This is a genomic window from Myxococcus sp. CA005, from assembly GCF_006518205.1.
Taxonomy (GTDB): Bacteria; Myxococcota; Myxococcia; order Myxococcales; family Myxococcaceae; genus Myxococcus; species Myxococcus xanthus.
In genome coordinates this window covers 22,411-42,622 of sequence record NZ_SRLV01000078.1, presented here as the reverse complement: position 1 = coordinate 42,622, position 20,212 = coordinate 22,411, and the positions used below count along the sequence as shown (strand labels likewise).

22 protein-coding genes are annotated in these 20,212 nt (G+C 67.3%); 15 read left to right on the top strand and 7 right to left on the bottom strand.

The annotated features are described in order from the left end of the window. Positions 1-50: 50 nt before the first annotated feature. Positions 51-614, top strand: coding sequence for a lysoplasmalogenase (locus FMQ63_RS28080; protein WP_228556509.1), 564 nt, complete (start codon positions 51-53; stop codon positions 612-614). Here FMQ63_RS28080 and FMQ63_RS28075 read toward each other — a convergent pair. Then, positions 584-1,117 carry an O-acetyl-ADP-ribose deacetylase gene (locus tag FMQ63_RS28075; protein WP_011551757.1) on the bottom strand — a complete coding sequence of 178 codons (534 nt, stop codon included), beginning with the start codon at positions 1,115-1,117 and terminating at the stop codon, positions 584-586. The genes FMQ63_RS28080 and FMQ63_RS28075 overlap by 31 nt on opposite strands. Positions 1,118-1,194: 77 nt before the next feature. Here FMQ63_RS28075 and FMQ63_RS28070 point away from each other — a divergent pair, with 77 nt between their 5' ends. Next, positions 1,195-1,728: a DinB family protein gene (locus tag FMQ63_RS28070; RefSeq protein WP_011551758.1), complete on the top strand. Its 534-nt coding sequence runs from the start codon at positions 1,195-1,197 to the stop codon at positions 1,726-1,728. A gap of 44 nt (positions 1,729-1,772) precedes the next feature. Here the strand turns inward: FMQ63_RS28070 and FMQ63_RS28065 are convergent, their stop codons facing one another. Continuing rightward, positions 1,773-2,498 (bottom strand): DUF2652 domain-containing protein, encoded by a 726-nt coding sequence (locus FMQ63_RS28065; protein WP_011551759.1) that lies wholly within the window; start codon positions 2,496-2,498, stop codon positions 1,773-1,775. A 350-nt stretch (positions 2,499-2,848) separates the two neighbouring features. Here FMQ63_RS28065 and FMQ63_RS28060 point away from each other — a divergent pair, with 350 nt between their 5' ends. Continuing rightward, positions 2,849-4,420 (top strand): carboxylesterase/lipase family protein, encoded by a 1,572-nt coding sequence (locus tag FMQ63_RS28060; RefSeq protein WP_011551760.1) that lies wholly within the window; start codon positions 2,849-2,851, stop codon positions 4,418-4,420. Positions 4,421-4,719: 299 nt separating this feature from the next. Next, the gene (locus tag FMQ63_RS28055; RefSeq protein ID WP_011551761.1) at positions 4,720-5,853 is read left to right on the top strand and encodes a trypsin-like serine protease; all 1,134 of its coding nucleotides are present in this window, start codon (positions 4,720-4,722) and stop codon (positions 5,851-5,853) included. 78 nt (positions 5,854-5,931) lie between these two features. On the opposite strand, the gene FMQ63_RS28050 is transcribed toward FMQ63_RS28055, so the two are convergent. Further along, positions 5,932-7,029 carry a helix-hairpin-helix domain-containing protein gene (locus tag FMQ63_RS28050; RefSeq protein ID WP_011551762.1) on the bottom strand — a complete coding sequence of 366 codons (1,098 nt, stop codon included), beginning with the start codon at positions 7,027-7,029 and terminating at the stop codon, positions 5,932-5,934. Positions 7,030-7,126: 97 nt separating this feature from the next. Between FMQ63_RS28050 and FMQ63_RS28045 the strand changes: the two genes are divergently transcribed. After that, complete coding sequence (locus tag FMQ63_RS28045; protein ID WP_225909802.1) at positions 7,127-7,516, top strand: DUF1801 domain-containing protein; 390 nt, start codon at positions 7,127-7,129, stop codon at positions 7,514-7,516. 114 nt (positions 7,517-7,630) lie between these two features. Here FMQ63_RS28045 and FMQ63_RS28040 read toward each other — a convergent pair whose 3' ends face one another. Continuing rightward, the gene (locus FMQ63_RS28040; RefSeq protein WP_011551764.1) at positions 7,631-8,533 is read right to left on the bottom strand and encodes an acyl-CoA desaturase; all 903 of its coding nucleotides are present in this window, start codon (positions 8,531-8,533) and stop codon (positions 7,631-7,633) included. Beyond that, positions 8,530-9,279 carry a TetR/AcrR family transcriptional regulator gene (locus FMQ63_RS28035; RefSeq protein WP_011551765.1) on the bottom strand — a complete coding sequence of 250 codons (750 nt, stop codon included), beginning with the start codon at positions 9,277-9,279 and terminating at the stop codon, positions 8,530-8,532. The genes FMQ63_RS28040 and FMQ63_RS28035 overlap by 4 nt, the downstream gene beginning before the upstream one ends. Before the next feature lie 596 nt (positions 9,280-9,875). Between FMQ63_RS28035 and FMQ63_RS28030 the strand changes: the two genes are divergently transcribed. Both FMQ63_RS28030 and FMQ63_RS28025 read left to right on the top strand, forming a co-directional pair. After that, a complete protein-coding gene (locus tag FMQ63_RS28030; protein WP_011551767.1) occupies positions 9,876-10,190 on the top strand; it encodes a hypothetical protein in 315 nt (104 codons plus the stop codon). Between the two features lie 50 nt (positions 10,191-10,240). Beyond that, complete coding sequence (locus FMQ63_RS28025; RefSeq protein WP_225909803.1) at positions 10,241-10,549, top strand: hypothetical protein; 309 nt, start codon at positions 10,241-10,243, stop codon at positions 10,547-10,549. Positions 10,550-10,618: 69 nt separating this feature from the next. Here FMQ63_RS28025 and FMQ63_RS28020 read toward each other — a convergent pair whose 3' ends face one another. Next, positions 10,619-13,084, bottom strand: a complete 2,466-nt coding sequence (locus FMQ63_RS28020; RefSeq protein WP_020477714.1) for a WD40 repeat domain-containing protein — start codon at positions 13,082-13,084, stop codon at positions 10,619-10,621. A gap of 234 nt (positions 13,085-13,318) precedes the next feature. On the opposite strand from FMQ63_RS28020, the gene FMQ63_RS28015 reads away from it, so the two are divergent. The 7 genes from FMQ63_RS28015 (at position 13,319) to FMQ63_RS27990 (ending at position 18,081) form a co-directional block, all read left to right on the top strand. Continuing rightward, positions 13,319-13,687, top strand: coding sequence for a type II toxin-antitoxin system PemK/MazF family toxin (locus tag FMQ63_RS28015; RefSeq protein WP_011551770.1), 369 nt, complete (start codon positions 13,319-13,321; stop codon positions 13,685-13,687). A 124-nt stretch (positions 13,688-13,811) separates the two neighbouring features. Further along, the gene (locus FMQ63_RS28010; RefSeq protein ID WP_020477713.1) at positions 13,812-14,486 is read left to right on the top strand and encodes a hypothetical protein; all 675 of its coding nucleotides are present in this window, start codon (positions 13,812-13,814) and stop codon (positions 14,484-14,486) included. After that, positions 14,483-15,046, top strand: a complete 564-nt coding sequence (locus FMQ63_RS28005; RefSeq protein ID WP_011551772.1) for an RNA polymerase sigma factor — start codon at positions 14,483-14,485, stop codon at positions 15,044-15,046. Before FMQ63_RS28010 ends, FMQ63_RS28005 begins: the two co-directional genes overlap by 4 nt. A 66-nt stretch (positions 15,047-15,112) precedes the next feature. Next, entirely contained in the window at positions 15,113-15,247 is a 135-nt protein-coding gene (locus tag FMQ63_RS38475) for a hypothetical protein (RefSeq protein ID WP_011551773.1), read from the top strand. Positions 15,248-15,430: 183 nt separating this feature from the next. Beyond that, the gene (locus FMQ63_RS38160; protein WP_225909804.1) at positions 15,431-15,637 is read left to right on the top strand and encodes a carboxypeptidase regulatory-like domain-containing protein; all 207 of its coding nucleotides are present in this window, start codon (positions 15,431-15,433) and stop codon (positions 15,635-15,637) included. Between the two features lie 128 nt (positions 15,638-15,765). Then, positions 15,766-17,262, top strand: coding sequence for a DHA2 family efflux MFS transporter permease subunit (locus FMQ63_RS27995; protein WP_020477712.1), 1,497 nt, complete (start codon positions 15,766-15,768; stop codon positions 17,260-17,262). Between the two features lie 114 nt (positions 17,263-17,376). Next, positions 17,377-18,081: a dual specificity protein phosphatase family protein gene (locus tag FMQ63_RS27990; RefSeq protein WP_216609317.1), complete on the top strand. Its 705-nt coding sequence runs from the start codon at positions 17,377-17,379 to the stop codon at positions 18,079-18,081. A gap of 133 nt (positions 18,082-18,214) precedes the next feature. Here FMQ63_RS27990 and FMQ63_RS27985 read toward each other — a convergent pair whose 3' ends face one another. Beyond that, a complete protein-coding gene (locus tag FMQ63_RS27985; RefSeq protein ID WP_011551777.1) occupies positions 18,215-19,060 on the bottom strand; it encodes a dienelactone hydrolase family protein in 846 nt (281 codons plus the stop codon). A gap of 74 nt (positions 19,061-19,134) precedes the next feature. Here FMQ63_RS27985 and FMQ63_RS27980 point away from each other — a divergent pair, with 74 nt between their 5' ends. Beyond that, positions 19,135-20,166 (top strand): GlxA family transcriptional regulator, encoded by a 1,032-nt coding sequence (locus tag FMQ63_RS27980; RefSeq protein ID WP_228556508.1) that lies wholly within the window; start codon positions 19,135-19,137, stop codon positions 20,164-20,166. Positions 20,167-20,212: the final 46 nt, after the last annotated feature.

The window sequence follows — 20,212 nt, the reverse complement described above, 5'->3', positions numbered from 1 at the left end:
TCATGAGCGTCTCGTGGGCTCGGAGATGTGTATAAGAGACAGGTTTACTCCTGTGGCAGTGGCCGCCGCTCGGACGCTACGGGCGGTGGATATTCGCCGGCCTGGCGCTGTCGCTGCTGGGAGACGTGCTGCTGGACGTGGGGCCAGGGCTGTTCCTCCCGGGCCTGGGGGCCTTCCTGCTGGCGCACGTGAGCTACGTCGCCGCGTACGTCACGGTGTCACGCCAGCCGCGGTGGGGCAGGGCGCTGCCCTTCGTGTTCCTGGCGGTGGGGGCCAGCGTCTTTCTCTGGTCTCACCTGGGTGAGATGGCGCTCCCGGTGACGGCCTACGTCGCCGTCATCTGTGCGATGACATGGCGTGCGTGGGCCATGCTGGGGAGCCCGGGGCTTTCGCGTCGCGCGCAGGGGTTCGCGCTCGCGGGGGCGCTGCTATTCGCCGTCAGTGACGGACTGCTGGCGCTCAAGCTCTTCGTACGCCCGCTGCCGGGCTCCGGCTACGCCATCATGCTGTGTTACTGGGCCGCGCAGTGGTGCATCGCCGTCTCCGCGCGCGAGCCCCGCCAGTCTGGCGCGTCGCGAACCCTTCAGGCCGAAGGGGTGGGCTCCAGCGCCTGACGTGCGCGTTGGTACACGTCGAGGTCCCTGTCGCTGAACAGCACCACGGTGACGCGCTGGAGGGTCGGCATGCGCTGGAGCGCGGCCAGAATCTCGCGCAAGGCGATTCGCGCCGCCCGCTCGATGGGGTACCCATAGGCGCCCGTGGAGATGGACGGGAAGGCGATGGTGCCAAGGCCGTGCTGTTCCATCAGGGAGAAGGCCCGCCGGTAGCAGCGCGCGAGCACGGTCTCCTCGCCGCTGCTTCCTCCTTGCCACACGGGCCCCACGGCATGGATGACGTGTTTGGCGGGAAGGGCATGGCCTCCGGTGATGCGAGCTTCTCCCGGAGGGCAACGGCCCAGGGTTCGGCATTCGGCCAGAAGCCCGGGGCCGGCCGCTCGGTGGATGGCCCCGTCGACGCCTCCGCCTCCCAACAGTGTGGAGTTGGCTGCGTTCACAATCGCATCCGCTTGGACCTGGGTGATGTCTCCCCGCGTCAGCACCAATCGCTCATCGCTCATGTCATCCCCTCTGTCGGGTTCAAATCCTGGCGCAGGTTCCGTGTCGGGGCAGCGGGACGTCGGTCTATCCTGCGCTCATGTCCAATCCACTCCGAGACACGCTCCTGGGGCAACTCGACATCGCCTGGGCACTCACCCTCTATCACCTGGAGGGATTGACCACGGAGGATTGCCTGCGCCGTCCCGCGTCCGTGGGCCTCCATGCCCAGCAGGGTCCGGATGGAAAGTGGCATGTCGAGTGGCCCGAGCATGAAGGTTACGACCTGGGGCCGGCGAGTGTGGCCTGGCTCACGTGGCACCTGGGGTTCTGGTGGTCCATGGTTCACAACCACTCGTTCGGGGATGCCACCCTGACGCGGGAGCAGGTGGAGTGGCCGGGTACCGCGGACGCCGTGCGCGACTTGATTTCGCGGCGGTACACGGAGTGGCGCGCCGCCATCGAGCAACTCAGCGACGAGGACCTCCGCTCCACGGAGCGCACGCGTTGGCCGCTGCAAGGCAAGCCCTTCGGAGACATCGTGGCCTGGGTCAACCTGGAGTTGATGAAGAACGCGGCGGAGATTGGCTACGCGCGCTTCGTCCTGGCCGTTGCGCCCCGGCCGCCAGGGTAACGCGTTGCATGGTACGCGGAGGCCCCCTGAATCGCGGGCGCCCGCTACGGCTTCTGGGCGTCCACGACCTCGACGTTGCGGAAGTTCTCGCAGGGTTGCTTGAGGCCCAGCACGTACTTCATCGAGCTCAGCTCCAGCTTCAGCTTGGCCCAGAGCTTGCGCGGAAGGCTCGGGCGCACGGGCTCGGGCGCCGCGAGGACGAACGCGTTCAGGTCCAGGTAGTGCGTCGCCGTGCGCCCCATGCCCTCGAAGTCGTGCTCCAGTCCCTGGGTGAGCTGGCGGAGCTCCGGCGCGAGCCCCTGGTGCACGGCGTCGGTCATCAGGACGTACTCCGTGACGGGGACGTCGTTCTTCAGCATCCGGTGCACCAGGATGACGTCCACGCCCGCCAGCTCGGTGAGGTGCTTCACGCGCTGGAAGGCGACCTCACCGGCGTGGGCCACGAACTTGAGCGTCAGGGAGCTGACCTGCATGCAGCCGTCGCACTTGCACATGCGGTCGGCGATGAACTGCTCTCGCCGTGAAACGAAGGCGCGGCGGATGTCCGCGACCATCCGGGCGAAGGCGGGAAAATCGTCGCCCACGGCATAGAAGAACGCCGCGTCTCCTTCGAGCTTTGCGAGCTTGAGTGGGCCCGAGGCATCAATGACGGCCTCGAGCAACTGCGCCACCGTCTCCTGCGCGTGCGCGAGGCTGAAGCGGTGGTGACTCATGAAGCGGGTGTATCCGCCGATATCCGCGATGAGCAGAAGCGCCTTCTCGATCGCCATGCGGCGGCCACCCTAACACAGTGTCCGGAAGTTGACGCGAGCAAGATGCTGAAGCCCGTCCATCCGGAGCGGCTCGCGCGGACGCTGGCGCGGCTTACGGTCCGGGAGCAGGGAAGGCCCGGGCCCGCGCCCCGGCCGACTCCAGGGCGGGGCGGGTGTCGTGTTCCCAGCGATCGATTTCAGCAATGCGGGTTTCTGGCAGGGGTGTGTTGCCAGGAATTGCCATTCAATTCTATCTCACGCTCGCTCATCTAGACCGAATGGGTGCACGAGGGCTTCTCCGCTGGAGTCTGGGTGCGTGTGTCTTCACTTGTCGCACGTCCAGTCGCACGACCAAAGGGAGCCGGTTGATGAACGTCATCAAGACGCCTGAGGTAGCCACGAAGGAAGGCAAGGTGCAGGGCCTGGTCGAAGGGAAGATTTCTGTCTTCAGGGGCATTCCCTACGCGATGCCTCCCACGGGAGCGCTGCGCTGGAAGGCGCCCGAGCGCGCCACTCCATGGCCCGGTGTCCGCGAGGCCTTCAACTTCGGCTTCTCCGCGTACCAGTCCCGTCAGGCCTGCATCGAGGCCGGCGGTGGCGACCCCGGTGAGATGCACGAGGATTGTCTCTTCCTCAATGTGTGGACGCCCAAGCTGGATGCGGGCGCGAAGCTGCCCGTGGTGTTCTGGATTCACGGCGGCGCCTTCGTCATCGGCTCGGGCCGTCTGCCGCCCTATGAAGGGATTCATTTGGCGTCGCGCGACGTGGTGCTGGTGACCTTCAACTACCGCCTGGGGCACCTGGGCTTCTTCATGCATCCGGCGCTGGAGAAGGAGAATCCGGGTGGGCCCGCGAACTTCGGCCTGCTGGACCAGGTGCTGGCGCTGGAATGGGTGCGCGACAACATCGCGCGGTTCGGCGGCGACCCCGGCAATGTCACGGTGATGGGACAGTCGGCGGGCGCCAAGAGCGTCCTGTCGCTCTTCACGTCGCCGCAGGTGCGGGAGAAGAACCTCTTCCGCCGGGGCGTGGCCATGAGCGCGTACGTGCTCCAGGAGAAGCCCCTGGCGGACGCGCGGCTGGCCGGCATGGCCTTCGCGTGGAGGAACGGGCTGGACCGGCTGCTGGCCACCATGAAGGACCTGCGCGAGCTGGGGCCGGAGAAGTTCTGGATGCTCCCCGCGGACACCGCGAACGCGCCCAGTCCCATCTACGGAGACTCCGTCCTTCCCGAGCCTATCCGCGAGACCTTCGCGCGCGGAGAGCAACTCTCCCTGCCGCTCATCCTCGGCAGCACGAGTGACGACTCCAGCGTGGTGTCCTCGTTCGGAATCGACCCCGCCACCATCCTTGAACGCCTGGGCGCCTTCGCCGAGTCCATCCGCCAGCTCTACCCCGACGTGGACGATGACCGGGAGATTGGCCGGCGGATGTGTCGCGACTTCGTCTTCACGGTCATGCCCCGCTTGCTGGCCACCCGCCACGCGGAGCGCGGCGCCGCGGTGTGGCGCTACTACTTCGAGTACCGCGCGAAGATGCTTGCCCCTCGGCAGCGTCTGGGTGTGCCTCACGGGGGCGAGGTGCCCTACTTCCTGGAGACGGCCGCGGACGTGCCGCCCACCGGAGCGTTGTTCACGGAGGAGGACGGGACGTTCATGCGTCACCTGGTGGATTCACTGGTCCAGTTCGCGCGCACGGGCGCGCCCGGGCCCGTGGCCCAGGTGAGCTGGGAGGGGCACACGGAGACGCAAGACAGGCTGCTGAGGCTGGATGGCTCACCGCAGGGGGTGACGGACTTCGAGCGAGACATCCTGCAAGCCGCCGAAAACCTCATGCCCTTCCTGGACAGCCTCGCCAAGCCGCCTCCGCCGAAGCTGCCACGCGCCACCTCGGCCGCGGCCACCGCGAGCAGCAACACGCGGCAGGAAGGCCGCCCGTAGTCAGGGGTGTGACGGACCCGGTGGTGTGTCGCATCACACCGCCGGGCTGCTTCATGTCGCCGTCGTCACTTCGGCCCGCGGCTCCAATGACAAGTCATCAACGCTCCGCCCCATTCCAAAGTGTGGCGGAGATGTAATGAAACAGGCATGTCGCAAAACGTGAGCGCCTCCGAAAGCGGTAGCGCTTCATCCGGGGCGGGGCTGGTAGATGGGGAAGATCGTGTGTTACGGTTTTTTAAGCGTGGGTCGGCTAGTCGTGCTTTGCCGTTTCACGTCTTCCCCAGATACCCGAGGTCTCCATGATGTCAGTGAAGGTCATGCGGCGGTGGTCGACAGTTGGCGCGATGTCGTTGCTGGTCGGTTGCGGTCCGGAGATGGTCGAGGAGCAGGCGGAGTCGGTGGCGCCGGCGACCATCGAGCAGGACATCGTCGGTGGCACCACCACGACCATCAATGAGAATCCGTGGCAGGTGTCCCTGCGGTACGGCGGCCACTGGTGCGGTGGCTCCATCCTCAACAAGGATTGGATTCTGACCGCGGCGCACTGTGTGGATGGCTACGCCGTCACCAGCATCGTGGCGGGCTCCACCTCGAGCACGAGCACGAGCACGGGCCAGACGCGCAACGTGGCGCAGACCATCATTCATGAAGATTACGGCGCTTCCGGCAACGACGTTGCCCTGCTCCGTCTGGCCACGTCGCTGGACCTCAATGGCACCACCGTCGCGGCCATTCCCCGCATCTCGGCGGCGGATGCCGCGAGCGGCGCCACCGACCCGGCCGTGGTCGCGCGCGTGACGGGCTGGGGTGCGACCTCCTCCGGTGGTTCGGGGTCCGCCACCCTGCGCACGGTGGACGTCAACGTGATTTCGAACACGGAGGCGCAGCAAAGCTACCCCAATGAGTACATTGGCCCGGATCAGATTGGCGCCAAGGCGCCGGGCAAGGACTCGTGCCAGGGCGACAGCGGTGGTCCGCTCACCGTCAATCACAATGGCACCCGCAAGCTCGCGGGCGTCGTGAGCTGGGGCTACGGCTGCGCCGACGCGCGCTACCCGGGTATGTACGCGCGCGTGTCGTACTTCGAGAGCTGGATCGACTCCAAGCTCAGTGGGACGACCCCGCCGCCCGGCACCACGCTGCTGACCCAGACGAACCTGTCCGGCTCGTCCAGCACCTGGAAGCACTTCGCCATCACGGTCCCCAGCGGCACGACGTCGCTCAAGGTGGTGCAGTCGGGGGGCTCGGGTGACGCGGACCTCTATGTGCGCAGCGGCTCGCAGCCCACCACCAGCGCCTACAACTGCCGGCCCTATCTGGCCGGCAACGAGGAGACCTGCTCCTTCTCCAACCCCCAGGCTGGCACCTGGTACGTGTCCGTGCGCGGCTATTCGTCCTACTCGGGCGTGTCCGTGACGGCCACGATTCCGTAATCACGCGCAGGCTCGCGGGTGACGTCCCGTTGAAACCCCCAGGCCCCATGGACGGGCCTGGGGTGCTTCAAGGCTGGCTCACTCCGACCAGTGCTGCTCCGACAGGATGCGGTATCCGGTCACCGTGTCGACGTAGAACTTGACCTGGATGCCGCCCCACGGGCCCTTCCCGTAGCTGATGAAGCAGCCCTTGAAGGTGCGCCCGGCGGTGCGCGCCTGCAGCTCCGCCAGACCGTCGGTGTAGAGCGTCTCCGGCAGCGGCTCGTTGCGGTCCGCGTAGTCGACCGTGCTCTTGATCTCGTTGTAGACCTCGGTGCCCGTGGCCAGCTCGGGACGGACAGTCCAGACCTGACCCGCGGGGAAGAGGCTGGGGTCGATGCCGAAGCACTGCGCGCTCTTGAATTCGCCATTGCCGTGAGCGCCGTCAATCACGTCCTGGATGTCGAAGTCCTGGCTCAGGCGGGACGTCCACAGGCTCTCCTCCTGCGCGTTGATCACGGCGATGAGCGCCGTCAGGGCGTAGCCCTGCGTGGCCGCGTTGCGGAGGTTGCGCAGGCTGACCGTGCCGATGCCAGTCACCTCGGAGATGGCCTGCGCCGACGTGAAGGGCCGCAGGTTGAGGAGGTTCGTTGCGCCGTTCCAAGCGTACGGCAGGACGGCGTACAACGCGCTGCTGTCGATGGTGTTCACCAGGTTGACCAGGGCCGCCGCGTCATCGGTGGAGAGCGCGAGCTCGTCCAGGATGCCGGCGCAGGTGCTGGTGATGTAGCCCAGCGCGCGGGCGCCACCCTCGATTTGAGTCAGGCGCACCGGGCCGACACCCCGGACCGCGGACACCTGCGCCAACGTGGAGAAGGGCGCCGTCGCGCGGTAGCCGACGAGGTTCTGGGCGACGTCACTGGGGAGATAGGCGTCCAGCGTGGACAGAGACGCCGTGTTGACGAAGGTGAGCAGGCCCTGACACTCCGGGGCCACGTCCACGTCCGTGGTGGTGAGCGGCGCGTCCTGGTGCTCCGTGGACGAAGAAGACGGCTCGGACTCGGAGCCGGTGGGACCACATCCGACCATCAGGCTCGCGGAGAGAAGGGCTGGAACTAGACGACGCATCGAGGATTCCTCCTGGGGGTACGGCGGGGGAGGAGGCTCCATACACCAGGCCCCTGACTCGCCCAGCATCCTTGGATTGCGGGCTGCTGACTTCGCTCATGGGCCGGGTTATGCCGCGTCCACCAGCCCGCTCGAAATGTCATGGTGCTGGAGGGAGGCGACGCGCGTGTCGAACCGGTCCGAAGAAGTCGAACGATTCATGCAGGAGCTCGAACACGCCCGGAAGGACGAAGTCGAAAGCCTGCGCACCGCCATCCTGGCCGCCCATCCAGGCATCGCGGAGCGCATCAAGTGGAACGCGCCAAGCTTCTGCTTCAAGGACGATGACCGGGTGACATTCAAGCTGAAGCCCAAGGACTGCGTTCAGCTCATCTTCCACCGGGGCGCGAAGGTGAAGGCGACGCAAGGCTTCTCCTTCGACGACACCAGCGGCCTGCTGCAGTGGGCCGCCCCGGACCGAGCCATCGTCACGCTTCGCGACCTGGCGGAGGTGAAGGCGAAGAAGAAGGCGCTGTGCCAGGTCGTGGTCCAGTGGATGGAAGCGACCTCGCAGTGAGCGCTCAGGTATCGAGGGCCACCTGACGCGGGGGCGTCCATGCAGCGCCCGGAAGCCCGCCGTGTTCCTCGGTTCAATCCGCCGTGCTACGCGTGAAGTCGCCTGGCGCTTCGCTCAAGTACGTACATCACGCACGAGTCCCAGCCGACAAAGCCCTCGGATGACCCACCACCCCAGGTCCAGCTCGTGTGCCTTCTGGCCCATGCGTGCGGAGCCTGGGAAGGCGTGGTGGTTGTTGTGGAAGCCCTCGCCGAACGACAGCACGCCAAGCACCCAGATGTTCGTACCGCTCTCCGCCGCGCCCGGCAGGGCGTAGCGCCGCTCTCCCCAGACATGGGCCGCGTAGCCCACGGCCCAGTGTCCGAGGATGCCGGCGGCCGTGCGGGCGCAAACGCAGAGGGCCACGGCCTCGGGGCCCAGCACCGCGAGCACCACCCCCGTCAGCCCGAGCACGTGGAGCGGCCAGGTGCGCTCCAGGAAGCACAGCCACGGGTCCGTCAATACGTCTGGAGGAAGCCGCGCCAGGGCCCGGTCATCCGCGGGCTCGAAGCGCAGGTGCAGGTTCCAGCCGAAGTCGCGGGCCATCGAGTGCTCATAGGCGAAGTAGGGCGGACAGTCGGGACGGTTCTGCCAGTAGTCGCGCACCGCATGCAGGCGTGCCCACGACAGGGGACCGCCGAGCCCGCTCAGCACGAACAGGTACGCGAGCACGCCGCGTGTGAGAGGGCCCGCCTCGTAGGTGCGGTGGATGACGCCGCGATGCAGGCCCACCGAGTGTCCCAGGCAGAGCGTCGCGAAGGTGAGCAGGAGCGACACCACCACCGTGGTGGGCGTCGCCGCCGCGAGCCCCACGGTGACACCGGGGATGAGCATGCCCCAGAGCCACAGCGTCCGCGCCGCATCGAAGCGCAAGCGGCCCACCTCGGGAGGCACCAGGGATGCGGTGCTCGCGCGCGGCTCGCCTGTGCCTTTCCCGTTCAGGGAGACCTCGGCATGTCCCAGCGTCGCGGTATTCATCGCGTCACCTCTTCCGCCTGGGCACGCGCCGGTTCGCCGAAGAGCGCCTGCCGGCAGAGGGCGTCCGCGCCCAGGACCATGCTTCCGGCACCAGGCAGCCGGAGCAGGAGCGATGCAGGGGGCAGTAGGCCCGCCAGCATCGACACCAGGCCCTCGGTGGCGCGCTGACGTGGGCTCTTGTCGAGCAGCCACCACAGCACCACGGCCAGATGCGCGACGTAGAGCAACCGGCCCAGTGCATGGGCCACCGTGGCGTTGCTCGGGACGTCCGTGGCGCCCGCGACGGCGTCTTCAAAGACGGCCTGGACCCGCTGCCGGGAGAACGCCGTCTGCGGCGCGAACAGGCCGTCCTCTTCTCCGCCCACGAGCACGGGAATCAGCGCCTTGAGCACCTCGTGGTGCGGCCCGAGCACGCCAAGGCTTGCCCGGAGCGCGAACAGGAAGCGCTCCCGCCAGGAGCCGGCGGGCAACGCCTCGGCGCGCGCCGCATACGCCGAGGACAACTCGTCGTACAGCGCCAGGACGATGGCGCGCTTGCTGGGAAAGTACCGGTACAGCAGGCCAACGCTCACCCCCGCCTCCTTGGCGATGTCCCGCAGATGGGTGGCCTCGTAGCCCCGCGCGGAGATGAACCCCAGCGCGGTCGCATACAGCCGCTGGCGCGTCTCGTGGCCCTGCTCCGTCCGGCCCCGGGGGCGTCCCCGCTTGGGCCCGCCCGTCGCTCCGGCCTTGTTCCGCGTCGCCATGGCCTCCCCCCTTCTTTTCGGTGAACCTGTTCACTGAAATGATGCCTGGAGTGAAGGGCGGGCGCAAGCGGGGACACCCTCAAGGTCTGGCGAGCGGTGCTCGACGAGGAATTCACCGATGAAAAAGTGGGCTGTTGCCAACGTGGTGGCCGCGCAGCTCGCGCCCAGCACGGCCATCGACACCGGTCCGGACGTCACGGGCCGCGCGGCGAACGGGTTTTCGCTCCCTCGTCCGTCGTCAACGCACCGGTGGGGCCATTGCATGCCCCTGGAAACGCGCGTCTTCGGAGGGGGATTGGGGGCGGGGGGAAGGTGCGCCCCTTGGCCCACGTCCGCGCCATCCCGCATTCTTGGGGGGAGGGAATCCGGAATGCCGCCGCGTCATAGATTGAGGCTTTGAGAGGGGCTGATGTCATTTCATGCTCCAGTCGGGAAGTCGCAGCGGACTGGAGGCTTCTGCACGGAGCTTGTCTGTCTTGTTTGATTTGGAATGACGCAGGGGTGAAGCGGGAACGTCTGGAACCTCGATTCGGTCCAATAGACAGGAGGCCGGTGGCTCGCGGCCTTTTTGTCTGGATTGAGCCTGGGAGGATTCCATGAAGAATGGCCATGGACGTTGGTTCGCGTGGATTGCTGGCGTGGTGCTGTTGGTGGGATGCGGCCCCGCCGATGGAGAGGCACCACAGCCGGGCGAACCGGTCGAGGAGGAATCCTCTCCGCCAGGGATTCCCGCCGAGTATCTCGGTGAGGGCGAGGTCGAGAGTTCCGCCATCTGTTGCAACGTCAAGTGCAGCGGGACCTGGTACGGGCCCTTTCCCTCCATCAAGTATGACCTGTGCGCGAAGTACGGAAGGTACTACTGCCCGCAGAAGAAGCTCACCTATCAAGGGCACGCCTGGCGGAACTGCTAGCCATTGTCAGTGTGCAAGGACACGTGAGGGCTGAAACCATGAGAAATCAAATGAAGAGCACGTTGCCGCTGTGGATGGGGGCGCTGTTGGCTGTGGGGTGTGGTGGCCCGCTGCCCGAGGAGTCGCAGGAGCCGCAGGAGTCCATCGCCATTCCAGAGCAGTACCTGGAACAGGCGGACCCCAGCACCGAGGATGGAACGGTCAGCGCCCTCAAGGCCTGCTGCTTCATCCGGTGCTCCGATAAGGTCTGGAGAGGTCCCTATCCCAATGTCGTGTATGGCAACTGCCGCAACCACGGAAAGTACCAGTGCGCGAAGCGGGGGCTGGGCTATGCGGGTGCGGATTGGAAGGACTGCTAGCACGTAGGTCGCGGGGCCTCTCTCTGCCTCAGCAGAGAGGGGAGAGAGGCTTCCGCGGGTTCCTGATGCTCAGGGTATGTGGAGCTTCAGGACGTACAAGAAGTCCCGCTCGGTGCGGCCCCGTCCCAGGACGAGCCCGTCCTTCAGGATGAGAGTCTCTTCCATCGCATCCTGGAAGTGGGCCCGGGGCGTGGTGTCTCGTTGCAGGTGGAAGGTGACCGGGCCTTCGCCCAGCGTCTCCCAGTAGCGCTGGGACACGAAGTCGTCCGTGGTGACGCTTCCATCGAGCTCCGTGCGCAGTTCGCCCGTGGCGAGGTCGAAGACGCGCGTGTGCATGTCTTCGGCCAGGGTGACGAGCACCTCGCTGCTCAGCGCGATGGAGAAGGGCAGGGACGGGTGGGGAAGCTCATGCAGGCGTGCGCCTGTCCGCACATCGAAGACCCGCACGCACTCATCCATGCTGGAGGCCGCCACGCGCGTGCCGTCCGCGGAGAGTCCCAGGGCGATGACGGGCTCCTGGCTCACCGTCAGGACCTGTTGGGCGCCGGTGGGGAGCGTGATGAGCACGAGCTCTCCCGACGCTCGGCCCACGACGATGACGGGCGCGCTGGCCGCCGCGGCATAGGCGGGGGAAGGCTCGACCACCGCTTCGGTGTTGACGATGACCTTGCCGCCCCGGACCTCGTGGACGTACACGCGTTCGCTGGCCGCATGTCCCGACACGACACAGGTGCCATCCGGCGTGAAGTCCACCCAGGTGATGGGACCTCCAGGTCCGCGCAGCCTGTGCAGCAAGGTGCCGTCCGCCACGCGCCAGAGGTGCACCGCGCCCTCTTCGATGGCGGCCGCCAGCAGCTTCCCGTCGGGAGAGAAGGCAATCGGAAGTTTGTTGACGAGGAGCGTCTGGGCCTTCGCGGCCTGTTCGCCAGGGGGCGCCAGCAGGGTGCGCACGGGGGCGAGGCTCCGTGCGTCGAGCAGCAGGATGCCCAGCCGGTAGCGCCGCTCGTGTGAGGACAGCTCGGGTTGGGCCAGCCATGCGCCGTCGGGACTGACCTGCCAGGTCTGCGCGTAGGCCGCCGGAGAGCCGGGAGGCAGTGCCGTGGCCTGCCCCTGTGAATCGATGACGCGCGTCTCCGAGTGCAGGCGTGTAATGCCCCATGCCCCTTCGGCATGTCCCCACAGGTTCATGACGCGGTCCTGTTCGGCCAGGAGGGTAGGGCTGGGGTCCGCATCCAGGTCGCGGACATGCGTGCGCCCATTCGCCGCGGTCAGCGCGAAGCGCTTGCCGGACGGAAGGAAGGCGGCGCCGCGCTCACGGCCGTCGGAAGGGTAGGGATGCGCCCGGAGCACCTCTCCGTTCCTCGCGTCGAGCAGCTCCACCCGGTTGAAGGCGAGTGCGCCCAGCCGTGCGCCTTCGAGCCAGGCGACCTGGGAATAGGGACCCTGGCCCAGCGCCCCGGGCACGCGCGTCCAGCCTGCCGTCTCCACCCGGATGAGGCCGTCCATGGAGGTCAGCACGAGCCAATCGCCATCCGGGCTGAAGGCCACGGACGAGACGGAGGTGGTGCTGCGGATGTGGGCGGTCTGCGTGCCTGTCTCCAGGTCCCAGATGCGCACCGTATCGTCCGACGCGCCTGACGCCAGCCACCGGCCTGAGGGGTGGAAGGCGACCGTCAACACGGACTGTTCGTGCCCTTCGAGCGTGCGCACCTCCCGGCCCGAGGTCACGTCGAACAGCCGCACCCGCCACCCGAGGTTCGCCGCGGCGAGCCAGCGGCCGTCCGGACTGAAGGCCACCGACGTCACCTGGCCCTCCTGGCGTGTCATGGCGTGGAGGAGCTCGCCCGTCTCGACGTCCCAGATGCGCGCGTCGTGGTCGCGTGAGCCGGATGCCAGCCGCGTCCCGTCCGGGCTCCAAGCGACACTGCGCACTTCGCCCTCGTGCCCCGCCAGTTGGCGGATGAGTGTCCCGGTGGCCACGTCCCAGATGCGGACGTTCCGCTCGTCCTCCCAGGAGCCCGTGGCGAGCCAGTCGCCCGAAGGACTGAAGGCCGCGCACAACACCTGGGCGCCGTGCCGCAGGACCTGGTCATTGCCTTCCAGTGCTCCGGGCAGGGGCCGCAGGGATTCGACCCAGGACGTGCCCTCCCGCGCGGTCCACTGTCCCCTCCAGTGCTCCGCGAGCTTCCACAGGTGCGCTTCCGCGTGGCTCCAGGGCCCCGCGTCCGTGGGCGCGAAGTGCGCAGCCGTGTCTGGGGCGTCGAACCAGCGCAGGCGGTTGTAGAGGCATTGGAAGAGCGTCTCGGGGTGCGCCCGGAGAAGCGCCGCGTCGAGCGCGAGCGCGCGCCGGAGCACCTGCAAGGTCCTGGGGCCGACCGACAGGCTTTCGCTCTTGAGGATGCGTGTGTCCGGGGGCGTCCCGGCGAGCACCTCGTCGAAGGTGGCCAGGAGCGCATCCAGGCCACGCTCCGCCAGGAGCCCCTCAAGGGTGGTGAGTTCGGTCAGCGATTCGAGGGACGGAGAGGTGTGGGGCATTCGCGTCTCGGGTCGTTTGGGCCGACCCTACACCGTGTCAGGTGCCGCGTTCGGCAAGCCTCGCGAGTTGTTTCGTGAAGGCGCCCCACCCGTCGTAGAAGCCCAGCTTCTCGTGCCTGGCCCGGTCGGCGTTGTCCTTGAGGAACTGATGGCGGATGCCTTGGAGGAAGCCTCCGCGCTCGCTAAGAAGGCCGGGCCGCCAGACCGGAGGCAGGCACAGGAGACCCCGAGGGCATGCCCCCCGAGCGAATCAACCGCGGTGATGTGTTCTGGGTGGAGCCCGACGACTCACGAGGCCCGGTCCCCAGCTATTCGCACCCCCACGTGGTGGTTCAGGACGACGTCTTCAATCACTCACGCATCACGACGGTGGTCGTGTGTGCGCTGACGTCGAACCTGCACCGGGCCAGCGAGCCGGGGAACGTGCTGCTCGAAGTGGGAGAGGGAAACCTCCCCAAGCAGAGCGTCGTCGTCGTGTCGCAGGTGTCCTCGGTCGACAAGGCGCGTCTGGGAGAGCGAATCGGGGCGCTGTCGGACGCGCGGGTGGAACAGATTCTTGCCGGCCTGCGCTTCCAGCAGGTGTCGTTCTTCGCGAGGCCGTGAAGCCCCGGTGAGTGGGCTTGGAAACCCCTCGTGATTTCGAGGGGTTCTGTCGTTTTTCGAAAAAGAAGTGCCTGCCGTGAAGGGATTTCTTCCTCGCGCCTCTGAGCTGGCGGAAGGAGGAGGGATGACCTCGAAGAGTTGCGATGGATATCAGCTCGCGCTCGAGATGAGCCGCCACGGTGCTCTCGACGTGCGGGAGAAAGAGGAAGCGGAGCAGCATGCCGCGACGTGTCCGGAGTGCCAGCGGGCCCTCGCACTTTCGGCGGAGATGGACCAGGCGCTTGGCGGCGTGAGCATTCCGGCGCCGCGCTACGCGGAAGTCTCGCGGGCGCTCGCGAAGGACCGCTTCTGGCTGAAATACGGCCCGTGGGCCGCGCTCGGGTCCTTCGTGGGGCAGGGCGTGTTCCTGGGCCCTCTGTTCGCACCGGAGGCGCCCCTGCGGTTGTGGGCCATTGTCTCGGCGGTCGGAGTGCTCTTCGCTGGCGGGCTCGTCTTGACCCTGCGCGGCCTTCAACGGCGGGCCATCGAAGCGGCCAGTGTCGGCGTGGACGCGTGGATGGCGCAGCGGCGGGCTCGCATCGACACGGAGCTCAAGGACCTGACCACCCTCCTGTGGCTCTTCCCGGCGATGACGGTCGCGATGGCGGGGACTGCGTTTCTGATGCGCGACAAGGGGCTCCCGGGAGTCGTCACCCTGCTGTTTGCCGCGGGAGTGAACCTGGGCATGACGGTCTACCTCGCTCGGACGCGCAGGCCGCGACTGCTGCGCGAGCGCGCCGAACTCGAGGTCGCACCGTGACGCCGCGCGTGCCATTCGATGAAGAGGCCCTCCGGGCCGCCGTGGTGTCGGGCGACGCCGCCGCGCGAGAGGATGTCATGCGCCACCTGTACGAGGCGCTCAGCGGGAAGCTGTACGTGCTCTGCCATGGAATCACCCGGGACCCGAGTGATGCCCAGGACGCCGTCCAGGAGACGTTCCTCTCGATTCAACGGGCCCTGCCGCAGTTCCGGGGGGATGCGCAGCTGTCGACGTGGGCGTATCGCATCGCGGTGCGGGCCGCCGTGGCCGCGAAGACGCGGCGCGAGCGTCACCGTGGCGACGCGGTCGACATCGAGATGGCGGACCCTCGGGCGGGTATCGAGGAGACCTTCGAGACGCGGGAGCGGAGGCGCAGACTCGAGGTGGCGATGAGGACGCTCTCGCTGGAGCACCGCACCGTGCTGTCGCTCTTCGCCGTGGAAGGCCTGTCACACGCCCAGATTGCCAGCGTCCTCGGGATTCCCGAGGGCACCGCGTGGTCGCGCTTGCACCTGGCTCGCAAGCGGCTGGCGGCGGCGCTCGAATCCACCGCCCCATAGCCTGGGGCGCTCCATCCGCGTTGTCGTTCAACCCCGCGGTCTCATGGCCGCGGAGGGGAGAGGGTCATGTCCAATGTCTATCTGAACTTCGAGGCGTCGCGCTTCTTCGAGGCCTTGGCGCTCGTGCTGGTCCTCACGCTCACCCACGGAGCGGGTGCCTGCGCAATAGCCTGTCTGTTTTTCCATGGGGCTGAAGCGTAAGCTGTTCTGATGAAGGTGAACTCCCGGGGATACTTGGCGTCGCTCGCCGTCATGACCTTGAGCAGCGTGGCCTGCGGTGATGTCGACCCTGAAGAGGCCGTGACGATATCGCAGGGGGTCTATGGGATGACCTCCTATGTCAATGACGTGTGTTCTTCTGGGTGTGAGCGCGAGCCGCGGTCGATGACCTTGCTGGTCAAGTCACTGCCCCAGGACATGGACGTGGTTTCCGTGACATCGAACAAGGATGGCTTCTACGAAGCCTCGCTGGTCCTGGGGGACTATCGAATCTGCACGACGTTCGGGCGTTGCACGGACTTCTCGGTGGGCATCAATGAAGTGGTTCGCCTTGACTACGAGATGTCGGTGGGGCCGGGGTGGTCGAGGTAGTAGCCCACCGCGCCCCGCGGAATGGGGCGCTGGCTTGGTGGCCCACGATGACATCCTGAGCAGAGCGCAGCCGAGGGCCGGCGGCGGCGGGTCCCTTCCGGCTGGACCCTCGGCGTCAGCCGTGATTCATGAGTGGCTTCGGTCTCGCGCTCCAGCGCCTGCCGCCGCCCATGCACTCCGCCGCCGAGCCGACAGTCCCCCGCTTCTGGCCCTTCATGTTCACCCTGTTTGTCGGGTCGTTCATGTCGGTGCTGAGCTCCAGCACGATCACCATCGCCATTCCCGAGCTCCAGCGGCACTTCGGGGCGGAGCTGTCCTCCGTGCAGTGGACCCTGACGGGCTTCATGCTCGCCATGGGAACGAGCGCCCCGCTCACTGGCTATCTGGGTGGACGCTTCAGCTTCAAGTGGGTGTACGTGGCCAGCCTGGTGGCCTTCCTCGTGGCCTCCGTGCTGTGTGGGGTGGCCTGGGACACGCGCTCACTGGTGGCCTTCCGGTTCGTCCAGGGGGCGTTCTGTGGCGCCATCATGCCGGTGACGATGACGCTCATCTATCAGTTGCTGCCGCGTGAACGGCAGGCGCTGGCCGCGAGCCTCTGGACCCTGTCCTCCATGCTCGCCCCCGCCTTCGGCCCCACGCTGGCGGGCTGGCTGATGACGCTGGGCAACTGGCGGTGGTTGTTCTTCATGAACGTGCCGCTGGGCCTCGCCGCCGTGGCGATGGCGGTGCGGGCCGTTCCCTACTACCGCCTGGAGGTTCCGAAGGCGTTCGACTTCCCCGGGCTGCTCACCGTCATCACCGGAACGCTGGCGCTGCTGATCGCCTTGAGTCAGGGACGGGCCTGGGGATGGACGGATTCGAAGACGGTGTCGCTGGCCGTGCTGGGGACGGTGTCACTCGTCTACTTCGTCGTCCGCCAACTGAGGACGCATGCGCCGCTGCTCGACTTGCGGGTGCTGGCCAACGGCCGCTACGTGGTGACGTTGCTCATCTCGAGCATCATCACCATCAGCCTCTATTCGGGCGCGTTCCTCATCCCGTTGTTCCTCCAGGAAATCCAGGGTGTGACGCCGCTGAAGACGGGGTTGATTCTTCTCCCGGCCTCCCTGTCCATGGCGCTCCTGATGCCCCTGGTCGGACGCATGTACGGCAAGCTCGGGCCGAGCACGCTCATGACGGCGGGCGTCCTGTTGATTGCGGGTGGCACATATGCCTTGAGCCGCCTGACGCCGGACGTCTCCCACACCTACGTGCTGATGTGGATGCTGGTCCGGAACGTGGGCATCTCGCTCTCCATCATGCCGGCCAGCAACGCGGGCATGGAGCAGCTCTCCCGGGAGCTGAGTGGCCACGCCTCGTCTATCAGCAACTGGCTGCGAAACGTGTTCGGGGCCTTCTCGATTGCCATCTTCACGTCGCTCCTCTCCAGCTTCGCGGCCCGGGAGGCGCAGGTGCTCGCGCGGGAGGGGATGACGGAGCGTCGTGACATCGAGTTGCTCTCATTCGTGACGGGCATCAACCAGGTGTACCTGGTGGCGACTGTCATCGCCCTGGTGGCCGTGCCCTTGAGTCTGATGGTCCGGAAGTACGTGAGCGGGCTGGAAGCCTCCCGGGGCGCTCGCTAGCGGGCGCGGCGGCTTTCACGCACCTGGGGCCACCAGTCCCGAGATGTCGCGTGTGATTCGCCCTTCCTGGATGGACGTGTAGCCGCCCACGGTTCCGGTTACGCTGTGCTTTGCATGAAGTACGCCTTCGTTTTCGCCATGGCTGCCGTGTTGATTGCCTTCCTGGCCCTGCGACTGGGCGGCGTCGCGTGGCTTCTGTTGTGGCCTGGGGTGAGCTTCATCCTGGTGGCACTCGCCTACGCTGGACTGGGCGAACACGCTTTCGGCAAGCGCGTGGACGGGCGGATGCAGCCCTGGGCAATCATCTTGCTCCTGCCTTATCTCTTGCTGACATGGGGCGCCTGGCATCTGGTTCGATGGCTGTCGCGAGAGCGTGCGTTCGACGAAGTGGTGCCAGGCGTTTTCATTGGAAGACGCTTGTTGGCGGGAGAGCTTCCCGACGGCATCGTGACCGTGCTCGATCTGACGTCTGAGTTCGTCGAACCGGAAGGAATTCGTCGCGCGGGCCGGTATGTCTCCCTGCCCATCCTTGATGCTTCGATTCTGCCCGTAGCGAGAGTGACCCCTGTCCTGCGTGAGCTGGCTGTCGGACCTGATGCGCTCTACATCCACTGTGCGCAAGGGCATGGACGCACCGGGATGATTGCGGCCGCGCTCCTCATTGCCCGAGGTGATGCGTTGGATGCGTCGACCGCGCTCTCGATGGTGCAGCGCGCGCGGCCCGCGGTGCGACTCTCTGCGACGCAATCGCGGGCCCTTGCGGAGCTGGCCACGGCGCTTCTCGCGGCGCGGCAGGGCGCTGGCGCTGCTCTCCCCTGAGTTGACCGATTTGACGGGCGCAAATCCAATGGCGGTGACGGTGCCGGCGACGGCCTCGGCGCTGGCGGCCCTGCTGGTCCGCCTGGCGCCGCGTGCCCGCGTGGCCCACTGACGCGAGTGGCGCATGGGCGCATCACGTCGCGCTTTGTGCTCCCGCGCGTCCCAGCCGCTGAGCGAAGAAGGCGAGGATTTCGTCTCGCGCCGCGCGAGTGGGCTCTCCCTCCGCGTCGATGAGATGGGCCGTCACGACGCTGTGGGCGCACCCGACGACTTCCGCGAAGAAGGGGGGCGGCGTCGGGTTCGCGGCGGACGTAGGCAGCACTCGGGGAACGAAGCGCTTTCCGAGCGCGGCCGTATATGCCTGGAATCGCTGCGCCGTGCAGAATCGGTCTCCCTCGAACCGATAGGCGAGCACCGTCAGGTCGTCACGTTCGAGGCGCTCCTTCACGGCGGCAAGCTCGTCAGGCGCCAGTTGAATCGCGCCGGTGTCGCTCAGGGGCAGCGACGGCTGACACATGACGGGAGCGAGCATCGCGGGTTCGAGCATCATGGAGAGCGCGAAGTTCCCCGTGAAGCACATCCCAATCGCGCCGACCCCCGGACCGCCACACTCCTCATGTGCGAGGCGTGCCAGGGCACGCAGCCACTGCGTCACGGGGCTCGACTCATTCGCCGCGAACGCTCGGAACTCCGCGCTCACGCAGGCGCGTTGCATGATGGCACGCCCCTCCTCCGCGCGAGGGTAGGCACCGTCCCTGCCGAAGAGGGAAGGCATGTAGACAGTGAAGCCCGCGTCGCGGACCCAACGCGCGAAGCGGGCGACGTGCGGGCTGATGCCTGGCATCTCGGCCATGACGATGACGGCGGGGCCGTGGCCGGCGACGTAGACCGTTCGCATGGCGTCGTTGAGGGTGAGGGGCCGCCGGGTGAAGTCATCGAGAGGGTCGTCGGCCGTGGAGTCAGGTGTGGATGGGCGCATGCCTGGACGATGCGGGAAGTCCATCCTCCGCGGCCAGTGGCGAGATTGACAATGAACGGGCTATTCTTGCCACTGTGATTACGCATGTGGTGTTCGATGGCGTGGCAGAGGGCTCGCTGGGCGTGGGGCTCGATGTGGTCGACACGGCCGCGCGACTCGTCGAGGCAGGGCTCGCCTCGGTTCCCCGGGGTGCCCAGGTCTTGCGTCAGCGGGTGGTGTCGCTCGATGGTCAGCCGGTGCGCTCGGGCACGGGACGCACCGTCTCCGTGGACGGCGCGCTGAGCCTCCGAAGTGTGAAGGCTGGAGACGTGTTGCTGGTCCCTGGGCTCTCCGCGGCCAGCGAGCGCGCCATCGAACAGTTGCTCTCTCGGGCCGATGCGGCGCGTGGCATCACGTTGCTCGCGCGTGTGGCGGCGAAGGGCGCCATGGTCGCGGCCTCGTGCTCCGCGACCTTCGTCCTCGCGGCGTCCGGCCTCCTCGCGGGGCGGAGCGCGACGACGACCTGGTGGCTCGTCCCTTCGTTCGTGCGTCGCTTCCCCGAGGTCGCCCTCCAGCCGGACCGGATGGTTGTCGAGAGCGACGGCGTCCTCACCGCGGGCTCGGCCTTCGCGCATGCGGACCTGGTGCTGGCCATCGTCGCGCGGGTCGCGAGCCCATCACTCGCGCACCTGGTGGCCCGCTACCTCGTGCTCGACGAGCGTGTCTCACAGGCCAGGTACATGGTGATGGAGCACCTCCGCGTCTCGGACCCAGCGCTTCGTGCCGTGGAGCAATTCGTCGCCGCGAATCTGGGCCGGCAACTGACGCTCGATGAACTCGCCCGGGCCGGTGCCACCTCCTCGCGCACGCTCGCGCGGCGGGTGCAGGCGGGGCTGGGCATGACGCCGCTCGAGTTCGTGCAGCGGGTGCGCGTGGCTCACGCCTCCCACCTGCTCGAGACGACCCATGCGTCGGTCGAAGATGTCGCTGCCCGGGTGGGGTATGCCGACACCGCTGCGTTCCGCCGCGTGTTCCGGCGGTACGTCGGAGAGACGCCACGAGGAAGGCGCGGCAACTCGCGCTCCCGGCGCTCACCGCTGAACGCGCGCGATTCACCGGCGCCATGAGGGCTTTCGCAGAGATGTCTTGCCCCAGCGCAGCGGGGCTGGCAGC